The following is a 14,154-nucleotide window of genomic DNA, read 5'->3' on the forward strand; positions in this document are numbered from 1 at the left end:
CACCCGATCTACTGCCGCACCCGAACGAACGGCGGCGAAAGCACCCATGGCCCCCAAGAAGAATCCGCTGAACCTGAACCCCCTGCAGCTGAAGACGCTGACCCTGCTGCAGGAGATCGCGCGGCTCGAGAACGCGCCGGCCGAGGAGCCGGGCGGCTTCAAGGTCACGCAGCTGCCGCACGCGCACGGCAACCACTTCCACCTCGGCGACGCAGTGGTGTCCGGGCGCGACGCCACCGGACTCAACAACCCGGCGGTCTGGGTGGCGCTGGAGCGCAAGGGGCTGGTCCGCTCCAACGAGGGCGGCGGGGTCGTGCTCACGGCCGACGCGATGGCCTACGACACCGGGATGCGCGACGACATCCTGCACCGCTCCGATCACTGAGGCCGGCGGCCCGTGTGCGGCTTTTGCGGAGTGCTGACCACGTCCCCCGAGAGGGGGATGGAGGCGGCCGTGCGCCGCATGAACGACACCATCGCCCATCGCGGGCCGGACGGCGACGGCATCTGGGTGGACGAGGCGGCGGGGATTGCGCTGGCGCACCGGCGCCTCGCCATCGTCGATCTGTCGCCGCTCGGCCGGCAGCCGATGGAGTCGGCCGACGGGCGCTGGGTCGTCGCCTACAACGGCGAGATCTACAATTACCAGGACCTGCGCGCCGAGTTGGAGGCCGCCGGGCACCGCTTCCGCGGCCATTCCGACACTGAGGTGCTGGTAGAGGGCGTCGCCCGCTGGGGCGTCGAGGCGACGGCACGCCGGCTGGTCGGCATCTTCGCCATGGCGCTGTGGGACCGGCGGGAGCGCACGCTGCACCTCGTGCGCGACCAGGTGGGCGTCAAGCCGCTGTACTGGGCGCGCTTCGGCGGCACGGTGCTGTTCGGCTCGCAGCCGAAGGCGCTGCGCGCGCATCCCGCCTTCCGCGCGGAGATCGACCGCGACGCGCTCACCGCCTATGTCCGCTTCGCCTACGTGCCGGCGCCGCACACCATCTACGCCGGCGTGCACAAGCTGGAGCCCGGCTGCATCCTGACCGTCCGTCCGGACGGCGAGCCGGAGCGAACCGCCTACTGGTCGCTGGAGGGCGCCGTGCGCGCCGGCCTGTCGGACCGGCTGGACCTGTCCGACGACGAGGCCGCCGACCGCCTGGAAGCCCTGCTGAAGGACGCCGTCGGCCGGCAGATGGTCGCCGACGTGCCGCTCGGCGCCTTCCTGTCGGGCGGGGTGGATTCCTCCACCGTCGTCGCAATGATGCAGGCGCAGTCGTCCCGTCCGGTGCGCACCTTCACCATCGGCTTCCGCGAGGCCGGCTACGATGAATCCGCCGACGCGCGGGCCGTCGCCGCGCACCTCGGCACCGACCACACCGAGCTGACCGTCGAACCCGCCGACGCCCTGAACGTCATTCCGACGCTGGCCGACTGGTACGACGAGCCGTTCGCCGATTCCTCGCAGGTGCCGACCTTCCTGGTGTCGCAGCTGACCCGCCGCTCGGTCACCGTGGCGCTGTCCGGCGATGGTGGCGACGAGCTGTTCGCCGGCTACCGCCGCTATCTGCTGGGCGCGCGGCTGTGGCGCGGCATGGGCCGGGTGCCGGCCGGCCTGCGCGCCGCCGCCGCCGGGCTGATCCAGGCCGTGCCGCCGGGGCGCTGGGACGCGCTGCTCGGCCGCCTTCCCGGCATGCGCATGGCCGGCGACAAGGCGCACAAGCTGGCGGGCATCCTCGGCTCGGCGGACGCCGACACGCTGTACCGCACGCTGGCCAGCCAGTGGCAGCACCCCGAAGCGCTGGTCCTCGGCGGGCGCGAGCCGCACGGCCTGCCGTGGGACGCGCGCGTGGCCGACCAAGTGCCCGACTTCACCGAGCGCATGCAGTACCTCGACTCCGCGACCTACCTGCCGGACGACATCCTCGCCAAGGTGGACCGCGCCAGCATGGCGGTGGCGCTGGAGGCGCGGGTGCCGCTGCTCGACCACCGGGTGGTGGAGTTCGCCTGGCGCCTGCCGCTGCACCAAAAGCTCCGCGACGGACAGGGCAAGCACCTGCTGCGCCGGGTGCTCTACCGCCACGTCCCGCGCGCGCTGATCGAGCGCCCCAAGATGGGCTTCGCCGTGCCGATCGCCGACTGGCTGCGCGGTCCGCTGCGCCCCTGGGCCGAGGACCTGCTGGACGAGCGCCGTCTGCGCGAGGATGGGCTGCTCGACGCCGCCGTCGTCCGCCGCGCCTGGGCCGAGCACCTGTCGGGCCGCCGCAACCGGCAGCACCAGCTGTGGGTGGTGCTGATGTTCCAGGCCTGGAAGGCGCGCTGGGACAAGGCCCCCGCCGCCGCTGAACCGACCGCGAGCGCCGCATGAGCGAGACGACCACGTCCAAGCCGGGAAAGGTCAAGAGCCCGGACCGCCAAGACCGGCTGGCCGAACGCCTGCGCGAGAACCTGAAGAAGCGCAAGGAGCAGGCGCGCGCGCGGGAAGCCAAGGACTGTGAGGGGGAAGAGGCCTCCTAGCGTTCTGCGAGTACGGAGTTGCTGCATGAGCGACGATGCGGAGGCTGTCCGGGAGGTGGTCGCGACCTGGATGGCGGCAAGCAAGAACGGCGATGTCGCAGCTGTTCTCGCTCTCATGACCGACGATGTGATCTTCATGGTTCCGGGGCAGGAGCCGTTTGGCAAGGATGTGTTTGCCCGGCTTTCGGACGGCATGGGCAACATGCGGCTGGAGGGTACGAGCGAAATCCTGGAATTGCAGGTGCTCGGACACTGGGCGTTCGTTCGCAACCACATTGAGCTGCAGATCACTCCTCCCGCCGGGGAGCCCATTCGCCGTTCCGGGAACACCCTGACCCTTCTGCGCAAGGACGCGGATGGCCAGTGGCGGATTGCGCGGGATGCGAATCTGCTGACCGTGCGACGCTAACCGGCATCCTTTGTGGACGGTCCCGGTCCGTTCAGCGCGAACCTCAGGCCGCCAAGTCTCCCAACGCCCCGATCAGGCGGTCGATGTCGCTCAGCGACGTGTAGAGGTGCGGCGTCACCCGCACGCCGGTGCCGCCGTCGATGACGCGCTCGACCGTGAAGATCCGGTGCCGCTCGAACAGGTGCTCGACCACCGCCTTCGCCGGCATGTCCGTGACCCGGAAGGCGGCGATGGCGCAGGACCGCTCCGGTGCCTGCGGTGTCAAAAGCTCAATGCGGTCGAGCCCGGCGGCGGCCTCCATCCAGCGGCGTGTCAGGAGCCGCAGGCGGGCTTCCTTGTTGGCGCTTCCCACGCCGTGATGGAAGGCCAGGGCGTCGGCGATGGCCAGAACCGGTCCCGCCGGAGTCGTCCCGAAATGGCCCAGGCGCCGGATGTCGTCCGCCGGGAAGGTCACGTCGCCGTACAAGGGGGCGATCTCGGCGATCCGCTCCCTGCGGATGTGCAGCAGCCCGACGCCGAGCGGTGCACCCAGCCACTTGTGCAGGTTCACCGCCACGAAGTCCGCGCCGAGGTCGGGAAAACGCCAGTCGATGTGCGCGAAGGAATGCGCCGCGTCCACCATCACGTCCACCCCATGCCCGCGCGCCATCGCCGCGATCCTGGCGACCGGAAGGATCTGTCCGGTGGTGTGGATCATGTGCGTCAGCAGGAGCACGCGGGTGCGCGGCGTGATGGCCCGTTCGTAGAGGCCGACGATCTCCTCGTCGCTGTCCGGGTGCAGCGGCAGCCGCACGCGATCGATGCCCAGCCCCTTGCGGGCCGCCACCATCTCGAAGGTGGCGACGACGCTGTCGTAATCGTGGCTGCCCAGGACGATCCGGTCGCCGGCGGTGAACGGATAGCCTTGGATCAGGATGTTCATCGCCTCGGTGGTGTTCCGGGTGATCAGCAGCTCGCCGTCGCTCGTGCCGGTGAACTCGGCCAGCCGCCGCAGGACATCGGCGTGCCGCTCCGGGTAGAGGCGGCGGTAGAAGTGCGAGGTTTCCGCGTTCACCAGACGGTTGTAGCCCTCGAAGGCGGCCAGCACCGGCTTGGCCTGGGTGCCGAAATAGCCGTTCTCCAGGTTCACGAACCCATCGGCGACCTCGAACTGCGAGCGGATGCCGGCCCAGGCCGTTTCGTCAGCCGGGTCGATCGTCGTTGCGGCGGTCTGCATCCGCGTGCCTCTTCCGTCTCTTCTTTGTCCTGCGGCGGCAGCTTGCATCGCGTGGAGGGGACGGGTACAGCGGAAAGCGCAGGCGCGCGGTCGGCGCATGCGTGATTGACCGCTGCGCGCGCTTGAGCCCCCAGCCCGCGTCCGCTACAACCCCCTAATTCGATTTCGTACGAGGAGAGTGGGCCCATGGGCATCATGCCGGACAGCTGGATTCGCGAGATGGCCTCGACCAAGGGGATGATCGAGCCCTTCGTCGACCGCCAGGAGCGCGCCGGCGTCATTTCCTACGGGCTCAGCTCCTACGGCTACGACGCCCGCGTCGCCGACGAGTTCAAGATCTTCACCAACGTCGACAACGCCATCGTCGATCCCAAGCTGTTCTCCGAGAACAGCTTCGTCGACCGCAAGACCGACGTCTGCATCATCCCGCCGAACAGCTTCGCGCTGGCGCGCACGGTGGAGTATTTCCGGGTGCCGCGCGACGTTCTGGTGATCTGCCTGGGCAAGAGCACCTACGCGCGCTGCGGCCTGATCGTCAACGTCACCCCGCTGGAGCCGGAGTGGGAAGGCCACGTGACGCTGGAGATCTCCAACACCACGCCGCTGCCCGCCAAGGTCTACGCCAACGAGGGCCTGTGCCAGTTCCTGTTCCTCAAGGGGGACAGCGTCTGCGAGACCTCCTACGCCGACAAGTCCGGCAAGTACATGGGCCAGAAGGGCGTCACCCTGCCGCGCCTCTAGGCGCGGCGGGACCTCTTGCAAAGCGGCCCGACCAGCACCATCCCTACAGCATCCAGCACTCATAGGTCCCATGGATAGGATCCGTATCCGCGGCGGTAACCCCCTGCGTGGCGCCATCGAAGTCGGCGGCGCCAAGAACGCGGCGCTGCCGCTGATGACCGCCAGTCTGCTCACCGACGAGACGCTGGTTCTCAAGAACCTGCCGATCCTGGCGGACATCAACACGCTGTGCAACCTGCTGCTGCAGCACGGCGTGGCGATCCACCTCGCGGGCGCCGGCGGCAACTGCGCCGGCCGGGTGATCGAGCTGACGGCGCGCAACCTCACCAACACCACGGCGCCGTACGACCTGGTGCGCAAGATGCGCGCCTCGGTGCTGGTGCTGGGGCCGCTGGTCGCGCGCTGCCGCGAGGCGCGGGTGTCGCTCCCCGGCGGCTGCGCCATCGGCGCGCGCCCGGTGGACCTGCACATCAAGGGCCTGCAGGCCATGGGTGCGGAGATCGAGCTGGACCGCGGCTACATCGTCGCCAAGGCGCCGAACGGCCTGAAGGGCGCGGAGTTCGTCTTCCCCAAGGTCTCCGTCGGCGCCACCGAGAACCTGCTGATGGCCGCCACGCTGGCGAAGGGCGAGACCGTCCTGGTCAACGCCGCGCGCGAGCCGGAGGTGAGCGACCTCGCCCACTGCCTCGTCGCCATGGGCGCCGACATCCAGGGCATCGGCACCGACACGCTGCGCATCCGCGGCGTCGAGCGGCTGCACGGCGCCACCCACGCGGTGGTGCCCGACCGCATCGAGACCGGCACCTACGCCATGGCCGCGGCGATCACCGGCGGCGAGCTGGACATCATGAACACCCGGCTGGAGCTGATCCAGTCGCTGGCCAACACTTTGCAGCCGGCCGGCGTGACGTTCACCGAGATCGAGAACGGCGTGCGCGTCGCCCGCGCCAACGGCGAGCTGCACGGCGTCGACACGATGACCGAGCCGTTCCCCGGTTTCCCCACCGACCTGCAGGCGCAGATGATGGCGCTGATGTGCACGGCGCGGGGGGCCGCGATGATCACCGAGACGATCTTCGAGAACCGCTTCATGCACGCGCCGGAACTGATGCGCATGGGCGCGCGTATCACCGTGCACGGCTCATCGGCGCTGGTGCGCGGGGTCGAGCGGCTGACCGGCGCGCCGGTCATGGCCACCGACCTGCGCGCCTCGGTGTCGCTGGTGCTGGCCGGTCTGGCGGCGGAAGGGGAGACGACGGTCAACCGCGTCTACCACCTGGACCGCGGCTACGAACGGGTCGAAGAGAAGCTGGCCGCCTGCGGTGCCGACATCGAGCGCATCGGCGGCGGGGGCGAGGACTGACGGGTAGGGGAGGAACCATGACCACGCCGTTGCGGGTGCGCGCCGAGGACCAGGAGGACCTGAAGGTCGTCTCCGCCTGCCTGCAGGACGCCATCGTGCCGATCGGCGACATGTGCTACCTGCCGGACGAGAAGCGCTTCGTGGCGGTGGTGAGCCGCTTTCGCTGGGAGACCAGCGACCGCCCGCGCGACGCCCCCGGCCCCACCGCCGAGGACGACGAACTGTACCCGTTCGAGCGCGTCAACTGCGGCATCCGCTTCGAGGGTGTGACGGCCGTGAAGATGCGCGGCCTCGACCTGAAGGACCGCAAGCAGTTCCTCGAACTGCTGTCGTTGGAGACGGTGGAGGGCGGCGGCGTGGCCCTGCACTTCGCGGGCGGGGGCTGCATCCGCCTGGACGGCGCGTCGTGGCGCTGCCTCGTCGAGGATCTCGGCGAGCCCTGGCCGACCTCCTGCAAGCCCTGCCATCCCATCGAGGAGTAGGGGGCGAGGAGTAGAACGGCCGGGGATTTGCCAGCCCTGCGTGCCGATGCTATATTGTCGGAGGTGGCCGGCGGGTGTTGCAGCACCCACCGGCTCGTCCCTAGGCCTTCCTGCGGCGGCGTCGGATGATCGTGATCACCCGGTCCCGCCACGCGAAGACCAGGAGAAAGGGCATCTTTCTCATGCCTTTTGCCTCCTTTGATGCGGCGGCCGGGGGATTCCGGCCGCCGTCATCATTTTTGCACACAAGTGCATGGGTAAATCCACCGACGCGTGCATGCGGCGACGGATCGGCACGCGCGCCTGTTGTCGGGGCATGGACACGCTGAGCGAGCCCTGGCCGACCACCGAGGCGGAGGCGCGCGCCGTGCAGGAACGGCTGCGCGGCCTGGTGGTCGCGCACGACGATGTCCCGCCGCTGCGCCGGCTGGCGGCGGTGGACGCGCACTACGGCGAGCAGGACGGCATCACCTGGGCCGCTGTCGCCGAGATCGATCCGGACACGCTGGAGTTGACGCGCAGCGTGCTGCTGGCGCGCCGCACCGTGTTCCCGTACGTGCCGGGGCTGCTGTCGTTCCGCGAGGTGCCGGCGATGGCCGAGGCGCTGGCGCTGCTGCCGGAGCCGCCGGACCTCGTGGTGGTGGACGGCCAGGGTATGGCGCATCCCAGGCGCTTCGGGTTGGCTTGCCATCTCGGCGTGGTGACCGGGCTGCCGACCGTCGGCGTCGCCAAGTCGCGGCTGGTCGGCCGTTACGAGGAACCCGGGCGGGAGCGCGGCTCGTCCTCGCCGATGTGGCACCGCCGGGAAATCGTCGGCGTCGCCCTGCGCACGCGCGACGGCACCAACCCGCTGTTCGTCTCCGTCGGGCACCGGGTGAGCCTGCAGACCTGCGTCGATCTGGTGCTGCGCGTCACCCCGAAATGGCGCCTGCCGGAGCCGATCCGGCTGGCCGACGCGATCTCACGGATGCACGGCTAGCACCACCCGCGCCACCAGCGGCAAGAGGGCATCCCAGCCGTCCAGTTCCACCGTGCCGTCCACCTTGGGGGCGCCGGCCAGGGCGAAGACGGGCTTGCCGAACTGCAGGCCGAAGGCAATCTCGGACAGCGTGCCGACGCCGCCGCCGATGGCGATCAGGCACAGCGCGGCGCGGGCGATCAGCGCGTTGCGGGCGACGCCGATGCCGGTGGCGATGGGCACGGTGACGTGGGGGTTGGCGCTTTCCCAGTCCTCGCCGGGCAGCAGGCCGACGGACAGGCCACCCCGGCTCGCCACGCCGCGGCAGGTTGCCTCCATGACGCCGGAGCGGCCGCCGCACAGCACCACCAGCCCGAGGTCGGCGAGCCCGGCGCCGACGGCTTCGGCCATCGCTTCCTGGGCGGGAGTGGGCTCGCGCGGGCCGATCACGCCGACCGGTGGGCGGCAGGGCGAGCCGCTCTCGCGCTGGAGCCAGCGCACCGCCTCGGCGTCGCCGAGCGGCAGGCCGTCCGGTGGCTGGCGGTCGGAGGTCCAGACGCGGCGGGCCGGGTCGAAGCGGCGTCCGGCGGTGTCCCACAGGGTGCGGCGGTCGGGGGCGAGGGTCCACATGCCGGCACTATGCCACAGACGCTGGTCTGGGTGGCCGCCAAAGCGTGTGCTCGCGGTGGAACCCCGTCCCGACGCCTCGGTTGGGGCGGTATCCCCAACCGAGACGGAGGACCGCATCATGGCCAAGAGCCTGAACGGAAAGACCGTGGCCGTGCTCGCCACCGACGGCTTCGAGCAGTCGGAACTGACCGAGCCGGTGAAGGCCCTGAAGGACGCCGGCGCCACCGTGCACGTCGTGTCGCCGAAGTCCGGCAGCATCCAGGGCTGGAAGCATCACGACAAGGGCGACACCGTGCCGGTGGACGCGACGCTCGACTCCGCCGACGCCGGCCGCTACGACGCGCTCATGCTGCCCGGCGGCGTGATGAACCCTGACGCGCTGCGCCTGGAGCCGAAGGCCATCGCCTTCATCCGCGCGTTCGTGCAGGCGGACAAGCCCATCGCCGCCATCTGCCACGGCCCGTGGACGCTGATCGACGCCGGCGCCGTGCGCGGCCGGCGGATGACCTCCTGGCCGTCGCTGAAGACCGACCTGACCAACGCCGGGGCGACCTGGGTGGACGAGACGGTGGTCACCGACCGCGGCCTGGTCACCTCGCGCAACCCGCAGGACCTGCCGAAGTTCTGCCCGAAGATGATCGAGGAGTTCGCCGAAGGCCGCCACGGCCACCGCCACGCGGCCGCGTGAGCCACTGTCCCCTTCCCCCGCGCCGGACGGGGGAAGGGGGCGGCCGGGTCGGGCTCAGGCGTTCACCAGGGGCGACAGCCCGTTCTGGATCGCCCACACCGCCGCCTGCGTGCGGTTCTGGGCGTTGATCTTCCGCATCACGTTCTTGAAGTGCATCTTCACCGTGCTCTCGGTGATGTGCAGGTTGCGGGCGATCGCCTTGTTCGACTGGCCGGCCAGCAGGCAGCGCAGGATCTGCACCTCGCGCTTCGACAGCTCGTTGTTGCTCGGCGCGGCGCGGGTGGGGGCAGGGCGCTCGTTGGCGGTGGCGATCAGCAGGCTGGCGACGTGCGTCGGGTACACCACCTCGCCCAGCATCACCAACTGCAGCGCGCGCAGCAGGGATTCGCTGCTCATCGACTTGTTGAGATAGGCGTCGGCGCCGGCCCGCAGCGCCAGGGAGAGCGAGCGGTCGAGCATCTCGTCCGCCAGCACGGCGATGCGCGCGCCGGTGGCGGCGCGCAGCCGCTTGATCCCGGAAAGTTCCTCGGCCGACCCGTCCTGCAGCGCCATGACGATGAGGTCGGGCTCGTTGCCCCGCTCGACCGCCGTCGCGGCGTCACCGGCGTCCACCGCATAGTGGCAGATGCGGAATGGACCGCTACTGATGAGCGTGCCAAGCGCGGCCGAGAACAGCCGGTCGTGGTCGATGAGCATCACATTCCAGGTGTCCATAAAGCCTCCTCCATGAAGCCGCATTCGCGCCCGTTTCGTTTTCTAAATCCTGCATCGCACAATGCCCGCCGATAGGAAAAATGCGAGATGTATTGATGCGTAAATGCGGGCTTTACCCTGAATATGGAAGTGTTTTATACGAGTGAGCGTTGTCGCGGCAAGCGACATCGGAATTGCGCGTGTTGAAAGCGCAAGGACAGCGCGGCCGACAGGACAGACAGCCTGGAAAAATCGAAAGTGGTATCTTTCGATGAAAACGGAGGTGCCGCGGCGCACTGGTGGCGAATAGGCTGCCGGAACCGTGCGTGACGCCGGATCATTTACGAGCCGCGGCTGGAGGAAGGTAGCAAGACGATGGAAGTACAGGTGCGTTCGATTGGCGGTGAGCGGGCGGTGCGCGCCAAGCCGCGCAAGTTCCTCGTCGTGGACGATCACCCCCTGGTGCGGCACGGCTTCGCCCTGTCGGTGGGCGAGATCCACCCCGACGCTCAGATCATCGAAGCCGGCTCCCTGACCGAGGCGCTGGAGGTGGCGGCCCGCGTCCCCGACCTGACGCTGGTGCTGTTCGACCTCAGCCTTGCCGACCGGCAGGGGCGCGACGGGTTGCGCCGCATGGTCGATGCGCTGGCCGGCGTGCCGTTGCTGGTGATCTCCGGCTCCGACGAGGTGGCCGACATCGTCGACAGCGTGCGCATGGGGGCCAAGGGATACATTCTCAAGACCAGTTCCACCGCGGTGCTGGAGCACGCCATCTCGCTGGCCCTGACCGGGGAGACGTTCCTGCCGCTGCCCCGCGCGGTGCTGAGCGGCAACGTGGCGGCCGACACGGCGCGGCCGACCGGGCAGATCCTCGACCGGCTGACCGACCGCCAGCGCGACGTCTTCCAACTGCTGCTCGCCGGCCATTCCAACAAGGAGATCGCCCGCGAGCTGGGCGTGCTGGAAGGCACCGTGAAGGTGCACGTGCGCGCCATCATGCAGAAGCTGGGGGTGCGCAACCGCACCCAGGTGGCGGTGGTGGCCGCCCGCGCCGGCTGCTTCCCGGAAGAGGTGTAGCCGCTACGCCGCCGGCGGGTGTGCGGCGTGCGCCCGGCGCGCCTGCCGCACCCAGAAGCGGGCGATGAGCACCGACAGGAAGAACGCCGCCCCCATGCTGGCGTAGATCATCACCCCCAGCGACACCACCACCAGCCCCGGCAGGCTGAGCAGCAGGGTCGTCATCGTCTGGTGGACGCCGTCCACCTCCCCGAAATACTCGGGAAAGCGCTCGACCACCGTGGCGATGGTGAACAGCACGTAGAACAGAAGCGCGGTGCGGCTGCCGATCACCAGGTCGGCGCGCGGGCGGTTCAGCACCTCATCGCCGGGCGGGCTCGGCCACGCCATCGTGGCGGAGATCGCCCCGCACATCCCCGCCGCGACCATCGCCAGCGCGTCGGAGCGCAGCCCCAGCAGTTGCGTGTACCCGACGAAGAAGAGGATCGCCGCGACCGCGATGGTCAGCGCGTACCCGAGCCCCGTGGCGATATCCCGCATGCGCCCTCCGTGCCTCCGCCCCTTCGTATGACGTGAAACCGACGGCTATCCCTTTCGTTCGTGGAGGTCATCGCAGCCGTTTGGTGTATTGCTGCGATGCACGCTCCCGCGCATCATTCTTTCTGCGACAGACTGTCGCACAACGGGGGAGGAAATGCCAATGCCGAACCGGCCTATCCGGGAGATCGTCCGCAACCAGCGCGTCGTCACCGTGCCGCGCACCGCGTCCGTCCGCACCGCGGCGCACATGATGAGGGAATACCGCATCGGCGCTCTGCCGGTGGTCGATGGCGAACGGCTGGTCGGCATCTTCACGGAGCGCGACGCGCTGTTCCGCGTCCTCGCCGGTCGGCTCGACCCCGACCGCACCCAGGTTGACGAGGTCATGACCCGCGACCCGACCACCATCGGTCCCGACCGCAGCATCGTGGACGCGCTGCATTACATGCACGACGGCGGCTACCGCCACCTGCCGGTGGTCGAGCGCGGCCGGCCGATCGGCATGGTGTCGATCCGCGACGCCGTCGGGCCGGAACTCGCCCGGTTCGAGCACGAGGTGCACGACATGGAGGCCATCGCCGAGATCCTGGCCTGAGGCCTTCCGTCGCGGGAGGGGACCACCGCGGGTGGTCCCCTTTTGCGTCTTTCCCGCTATGATCCCGCGCCATGCGGGTCTCCATCATCACCTACGGTTCGCAGGGCGACGTCCGTCCCCTCGTCGCGCTCGGCGCCGGCCTCGTGCGGGCTGGGCACAGCGTCGTCTTTCCGGCCGACCGAGAGTTCCGGCCGCTGATCGAGCGCCACGGGCTGGAGCATCGTCCGCTGTCCGGCGACGTGCGCGCCGTGACCCAGGGGGATGCCGCCAGCACGCTGTTCCGCCGCGGCGTCAACCCGGTGCAGTTGACCCGCGCGCTGGTGCGCATGGCGCAGGACTATGGCGAGGCGTGGACCCGCGAATACTTGGAAGCGTCGCGCGGTTGCGATCTGCTGGTGACCGCCGGCCTGTGTTTCTACACCGGCATCGGCATCGCCGAGTCGCTCGGAATCCCGTGGGCTGGGGTCGGATTGCAGCCGATGGGGCCGACGCGGGCCTTTCCGCCGCCCCTGATGAAGCCGCCGGCCATCCGGCTGCCGGGGGTGGTGAACGTTGCGCTGCACCTCGCCCTCATGCAGGTGATCTGGCAGGGCTTCCGGCCATCCATCAACCGGGCGCGGCGCAGCGTGCTCGGCCTACCGCCGATGCCGCTGGCCGGGCCGGGGCCGCGGATGATGCGCGAGGAGCCGCCGCTGCTCTACGCCCATTCGCCGCAGGTGCTGCCCAAGCCGGCGGACTGGCCGGCGTTCTGCCAGGTCACCGGGTTCTGGTTCCTCGACGAGGGCGCGGGCTGGGAGCCGCCGGTCAGCCTGCGGCGCTTCCTCGACGACGGGCCGCCGCCGGTGTACGTCGGCTTCGGCAGCATGGGCGGCTACGACCCGGCGGCCACGACCGCGCTGGTGCTGGAGGCGCTGGGCGACCGGCGCGCCGTGCTGTCGGCGGGGTGGGGCGGCCTGGACGCGACGGCGCTGCCGCCCACCGTGTACGGGCTGGAGGCGGCGCCGCACGACTGGCTGTTCCCGCGCATGGCGGCGGTGGTCCATCACGGCGGCGCCGGCACCACGGCGGCGGCGCTGCGCGCCGGAGTGCCGGGCTTCGTGGTGCCGTTCCTCGGCGACCAGCCCTTCTGGGGGGCGCGCGTGCACGCGCTGGGCGTCGGCCCGGCGCCGCTGTCGCGCGCGGAGCTGACGCCGTCCCGGCTGGCGGCGGCGCTGGCGCTGATGGACGATCCGGACATGCGGGCGCGCGCCGTCGACCTGGGCGCCCGGATCCAGGCGGAGGACGGCGTCGCGACCGCGGTGCGGATCCTGGAAGCGGCGGTGCGCTGAGGTCTTGGCTCCGCCGCCGGGCGTGGCATACTCCCGCGCCCAACGATCTCACACCCGTTTCCGGCGACGATCCGGAAACTGCGGCTATTCATTTCCCTGTGAGGGCTTTTCCAGTGGCGATCGGCGTCTTCGATTCCGGGCATGGCGGGCTGACGGTGCTGCGGGCGCTGGTCGAGGCCGCGCCGGCCCGGCCCTTCGTCTATCTCGGCGACAACGGCAACGCCCCCTACGGCCCGCGCAGCGACGAGGATATCTACCGCCTGACCGTCGCCGGCGTGGAGCACCTGTTCGCGCAGGGCTGCGGGCTGGTCGTCGTGGCCTGCAACACGGCGGCGGCGGTGGCCCTGCGCCGGATGCAGCAGACCTGGCTGCGTGGGGCGTACCCGGAGCGCAACGTGCTGGGCGTGCTGGTGCCGATGGTCGAGGCGATCACCCGCGTGCCCTGGATGGCCGAGGCGCCGCTCGCCGACCGGCTGCCAGAGCCGCGCACCGTGGGCGTCTTCGCCACCGCGGGGACGGTCCGCTCCGGATCCTTTCCGCGGGAGATCGGCAAGCGGGCGCCGGACGTCACCGTCGTCCAGCAGGCCTGCCCGGACCTCGTACCGCTGATCGAGGAGGGCGCGCCCGACGCCGCCATCCGCCCGGCGGTGCGCCGGTACGTCGCCGGCCTGATGGAGCAGCTGGACGGCCGGCCGCTGGATTCCGTGGTGCTGGGCTGCACGCACTACCCGCTGGTGGCGCACCTGTTCGCCGAGGCGCTGCCGCCCGGCGTCGAGGTGCTGTCGCAGCCGGCGTTGGTTGCCCGCTCGCTGGAGCACTATCTGGAGCGCCATCCGGAATACGCGCCGACCGGCGGGGCCGCGGACGGGCTGCGCTTCTTCACCACCGGCGACGCGGCGCGGGTGAGCGCGCTGGCCGGGCGCTTCTTTGGGTCGCCGACGCCGTTCGAGACGCTGCGCGGCTGATCCCCGCCGGGCGGGAACCTCCGCCTT

General features: G+C 70.4%; 17 protein-coding genes. 13 read left to right on the plus strand and 4 right to left on the minus strand.

What is annotated here, in order from left to right:
• Positions 1-46: 46 nt before the first annotated feature.
• The 4 genes from ACRWK7_RS10600 to ACRWK7_RS10615 are packed head-to-tail and all read left to right on the plus strand — an operon-like array spanning position 47 to position 2,911.
• Positions 47-385, plus strand: a complete 339-nt coding sequence (locus tag ACRWK7_RS10600) for a hypothetical protein (protein ID WP_431856172.1) — start codon at positions 47-49, stop codon at positions 383-385.
• A gap of 12 nt (positions 386-397) precedes the next feature.
• On the plus strand, positions 398-2,353 hold the full coding sequence (gene asnB, locus ACRWK7_RS10605; RefSeq protein ID WP_431856173.1) for an asparagine synthase (glutamine-hydrolyzing): 1,956 nt from the start codon (positions 398-400) through the stop codon (positions 2,351-2,353).
• The gene (locus tag ACRWK7_RS10610) at positions 2,350-2,502 is read left to right on the plus strand and encodes a hypothetical protein (RefSeq protein WP_431856174.1); all 153 of its coding nucleotides are present in this window, start codon (positions 2,350-2,352) and stop codon (positions 2,500-2,502) included. The genes asnB and ACRWK7_RS10610 overlap by 4 nt, the downstream gene beginning before the upstream one ends.
• Positions 2,503-2,527: 25 nt before the next feature.
• The gene (locus ACRWK7_RS10615; protein ID WP_431856175.1) at positions 2,528-2,911 is read left to right on the plus strand and encodes a YybH family protein; all 384 of its coding nucleotides are present in this window, start codon (positions 2,528-2,530) and stop codon (positions 2,909-2,911) included.
• 43 nt (positions 2,912-2,954) lie between these two features.
• Here the strand turns inward: ACRWK7_RS10615 and ACRWK7_RS10620 are convergent, their stop codons facing one another.
• Positions 2,955-4,127, minus strand: coding sequence for an aminotransferase class V-fold PLP-dependent enzyme (locus tag ACRWK7_RS10620; protein WP_431856176.1), 1,173 nt, complete (start codon positions 4,125-4,127; stop codon positions 2,955-2,957).
• A gap of 186 nt (positions 4,128-4,313) precedes the next feature.
• Here ACRWK7_RS10620 and dcd point away from each other — a divergent pair, with 186 nt between their 5' ends.
• The 4 genes from dcd (at position 4,314) to nfi (ending at position 7,692) form a co-directional block, all read left to right on the plus strand.
• On the plus strand, positions 4,314-4,868 hold the full coding sequence (gene dcd, locus ACRWK7_RS10625) for a dCTP deaminase (protein WP_431856177.1): 555 nt from the start codon (positions 4,314-4,316) through the stop codon (positions 4,866-4,868).
• Between the two features lie 70 nt (positions 4,869-4,938).
• Positions 4,939-6,231 carry a UDP-N-acetylglucosamine 1-carboxyvinyltransferase gene (murA, locus tag ACRWK7_RS10630; RefSeq protein WP_431856178.1) on the plus strand — a complete coding sequence of 431 codons (1,293 nt, stop codon included), beginning with the start codon at positions 4,939-4,941 and terminating at the stop codon, positions 6,229-6,231.
• Positions 6,232-6,248: 17 nt separating this feature from the next.
• The gene (locus ACRWK7_RS10635; RefSeq protein ID WP_431856179.1) at positions 6,249-6,713 is read left to right on the plus strand and encodes a DUF2948 family protein; all 465 of its coding nucleotides are present in this window, start codon (positions 6,249-6,251) and stop codon (positions 6,711-6,713) included.
• A 316-nt stretch (positions 6,714-7,029) separates the two neighbouring features.
• A complete protein-coding gene (gene nfi / locus ACRWK7_RS10640; protein WP_431856180.1) occupies positions 7,030-7,692 on the plus strand; it encodes a deoxyribonuclease V in 663 nt (220 codons plus the stop codon).
• On the opposite strand, the gene ACRWK7_RS10645 is transcribed toward nfi, so the two are convergent.
• Positions 7,675-8,301 (minus strand): TIGR00725 family protein, encoded by a 627-nt coding sequence (locus tag ACRWK7_RS10645; RefSeq protein WP_431856181.1) that lies wholly within the window; start codon positions 8,299-8,301, stop codon positions 7,675-7,677. The genes nfi and ACRWK7_RS10645 overlap by 18 nt on opposite strands.
• A gap of 118 nt (positions 8,302-8,419) precedes the next feature.
• Here ACRWK7_RS10645 and ACRWK7_RS10650 point away from each other — a divergent pair, with 118 nt between their 5' ends.
• Positions 8,420-8,989, plus strand: coding sequence for a type 1 glutamine amidotransferase domain-containing protein (locus tag ACRWK7_RS10650; RefSeq protein ID WP_431856182.1), 570 nt, complete (start codon positions 8,420-8,422; stop codon positions 8,987-8,989).
• 54 nt (positions 8,990-9,043) lie between these two features.
• Here ACRWK7_RS10650 and ACRWK7_RS10655 read toward each other — a convergent pair whose 3' ends face one another.
• Entirely contained in the window at positions 9,044-9,703 is a 660-nt protein-coding gene (locus ACRWK7_RS10655) for a LuxR C-terminal-related transcriptional regulator (RefSeq protein WP_431856183.1), read from the minus strand.
• A gap of 366 nt (positions 9,704-10,069) precedes the next feature.
• Here ACRWK7_RS10655 and ACRWK7_RS10660 point away from each other — a divergent pair, with 366 nt between their 5' ends.
• Positions 10,070-10,759: a LuxR C-terminal-related transcriptional regulator gene (locus tag ACRWK7_RS10660; RefSeq protein WP_431856184.1), complete on the plus strand. Its 690-nt coding sequence runs from the start codon at positions 10,070-10,072 to the stop codon at positions 10,757-10,759.
• A 3-nt stretch (positions 10,760-10,762) separates the two neighbouring features.
• Here ACRWK7_RS10660 and ACRWK7_RS10665 read toward each other — a convergent pair whose 3' ends face one another.
• Positions 10,763-11,239, minus strand: coding sequence for a hypothetical protein (locus tag ACRWK7_RS10665; RefSeq protein WP_431856185.1), 477 nt, complete (start codon positions 11,237-11,239; stop codon positions 10,763-10,765).
• A 160-nt stretch (positions 11,240-11,399) separates the two neighbouring features.
• Here ACRWK7_RS10665 and ACRWK7_RS10670 point away from each other — a divergent pair, with 160 nt between their 5' ends.
• The 3 genes from ACRWK7_RS10670 to murI all read left to right on the plus strand — a co-directional run bounded on the left by ACRWK7_RS10670 (position 11,400) and on the right by murI (position 14,127).
• Positions 11,400-11,834 (plus strand): CBS domain-containing protein, encoded by a 435-nt coding sequence (locus tag ACRWK7_RS10670; RefSeq protein ID WP_431856186.1) that lies wholly within the window; start codon positions 11,400-11,402, stop codon positions 11,832-11,834.
• A gap of 71 nt (positions 11,835-11,905) precedes the next feature.
• Complete coding sequence (locus tag ACRWK7_RS10675; RefSeq protein ID WP_431856187.1) at positions 11,906-13,162, plus strand: glycosyltransferase; 1,257 nt, start codon at positions 11,906-11,908, stop codon at positions 13,160-13,162.
• 113 nt (positions 13,163-13,275) lie between these two features.
• The gene (gene murI / locus ACRWK7_RS10680) at positions 13,276-14,127 is read left to right on the plus strand and encodes a glutamate racemase (protein WP_431856188.1); all 852 of its coding nucleotides are present in this window, start codon (positions 13,276-13,278) and stop codon (positions 14,125-14,127) included.
• Positions 14,128-14,154: the final 27 nt, after the last annotated feature.

This window comes from Azospirillum sp. (genome assembly GCF_050789165.1).

Coding starts and splice junctions, on each gene's coding strand:
- ACRWK7_RS10600 (WP_431856172.1), top strand. CDS start 47: ATGGCCCCCAAGAAGAATCCGCTGAACCTGAACCCCCTGCAGCTGAAG.
- ACRWK7_RS10610 (WP_431856174.1), top strand. CDS start 2,350: ATGAGCGAGACGACCACGTCCAAGCCGGGAAAGGTCAAGAGCCCGGAC.
- ACRWK7_RS10615 (WP_431856175.1), top strand. CDS start 2,528: ATGAGCGACGATGCGGAGGCTGTCCGGGAGGTGGTCGCGACCTGGATG.
- ACRWK7_RS10620 (WP_431856176.1), bottom strand. CDS start 4,127: ATGCAGACCGCCGCAACGACGATCGACCCGGCTGACGAAACGGCCTGG.
- dcd (WP_431856177.1), top strand. CDS start 4,314: ATGGGCATCATGCCGGACAGCTGGATTCGCGAGATGGCCTCGACCAAG.
- murA (WP_431856178.1), top strand. CDS start 4,939: ATGGATAGGATCCGTATCCGCGGCGGTAACCCCCTGCGTGGCGCCATC.
- ACRWK7_RS10635 (WP_431856179.1), top strand. CDS start 6,249: ATGACCACGCCGTTGCGGGTGCGCGCCGAGGACCAGGAGGACCTGAAG.
- nfi (WP_431856180.1), top strand. CDS start 7,030: ATGGACACGCTGAGCGAGCCCTGGCCGACCACCGAGGCGGAGGCGCGC.
- ACRWK7_RS10645 (WP_431856181.1), bottom strand. CDS start 8,301: ATGTGGACCCTCGCCCCCGACCGCCGCACCCTGTGGGACACCGCCGGA.
- ACRWK7_RS10650 (WP_431856182.1), top strand. CDS start 8,420: ATGGCCAAGAGCCTGAACGGAAAGACCGTGGCCGTGCTCGCCACCGAC.
- ACRWK7_RS10655 (WP_431856183.1), bottom strand. CDS start 9,703: ATGGACACCTGGAATGTGATGCTCATCGACCACGACCGGCTGTTCTCG.
- ACRWK7_RS10665 (WP_431856185.1), bottom strand. CDS start 11,239: ATGCGGGATATCGCCACGGGGCTCGGGTACGCGCTGACCATCGCGGTC.
- ACRWK7_RS10670 (WP_431856186.1), top strand. CDS start 11,400: ATGCCGAACCGGCCTATCCGGGAGATCGTCCGCAACCAGCGCGTCGTC.
- ACRWK7_RS10675 (WP_431856187.1), top strand. CDS start 11,906: ATGCGGGTCTCCATCATCACCTACGGTTCGCAGGGCGACGTCCGTCCC.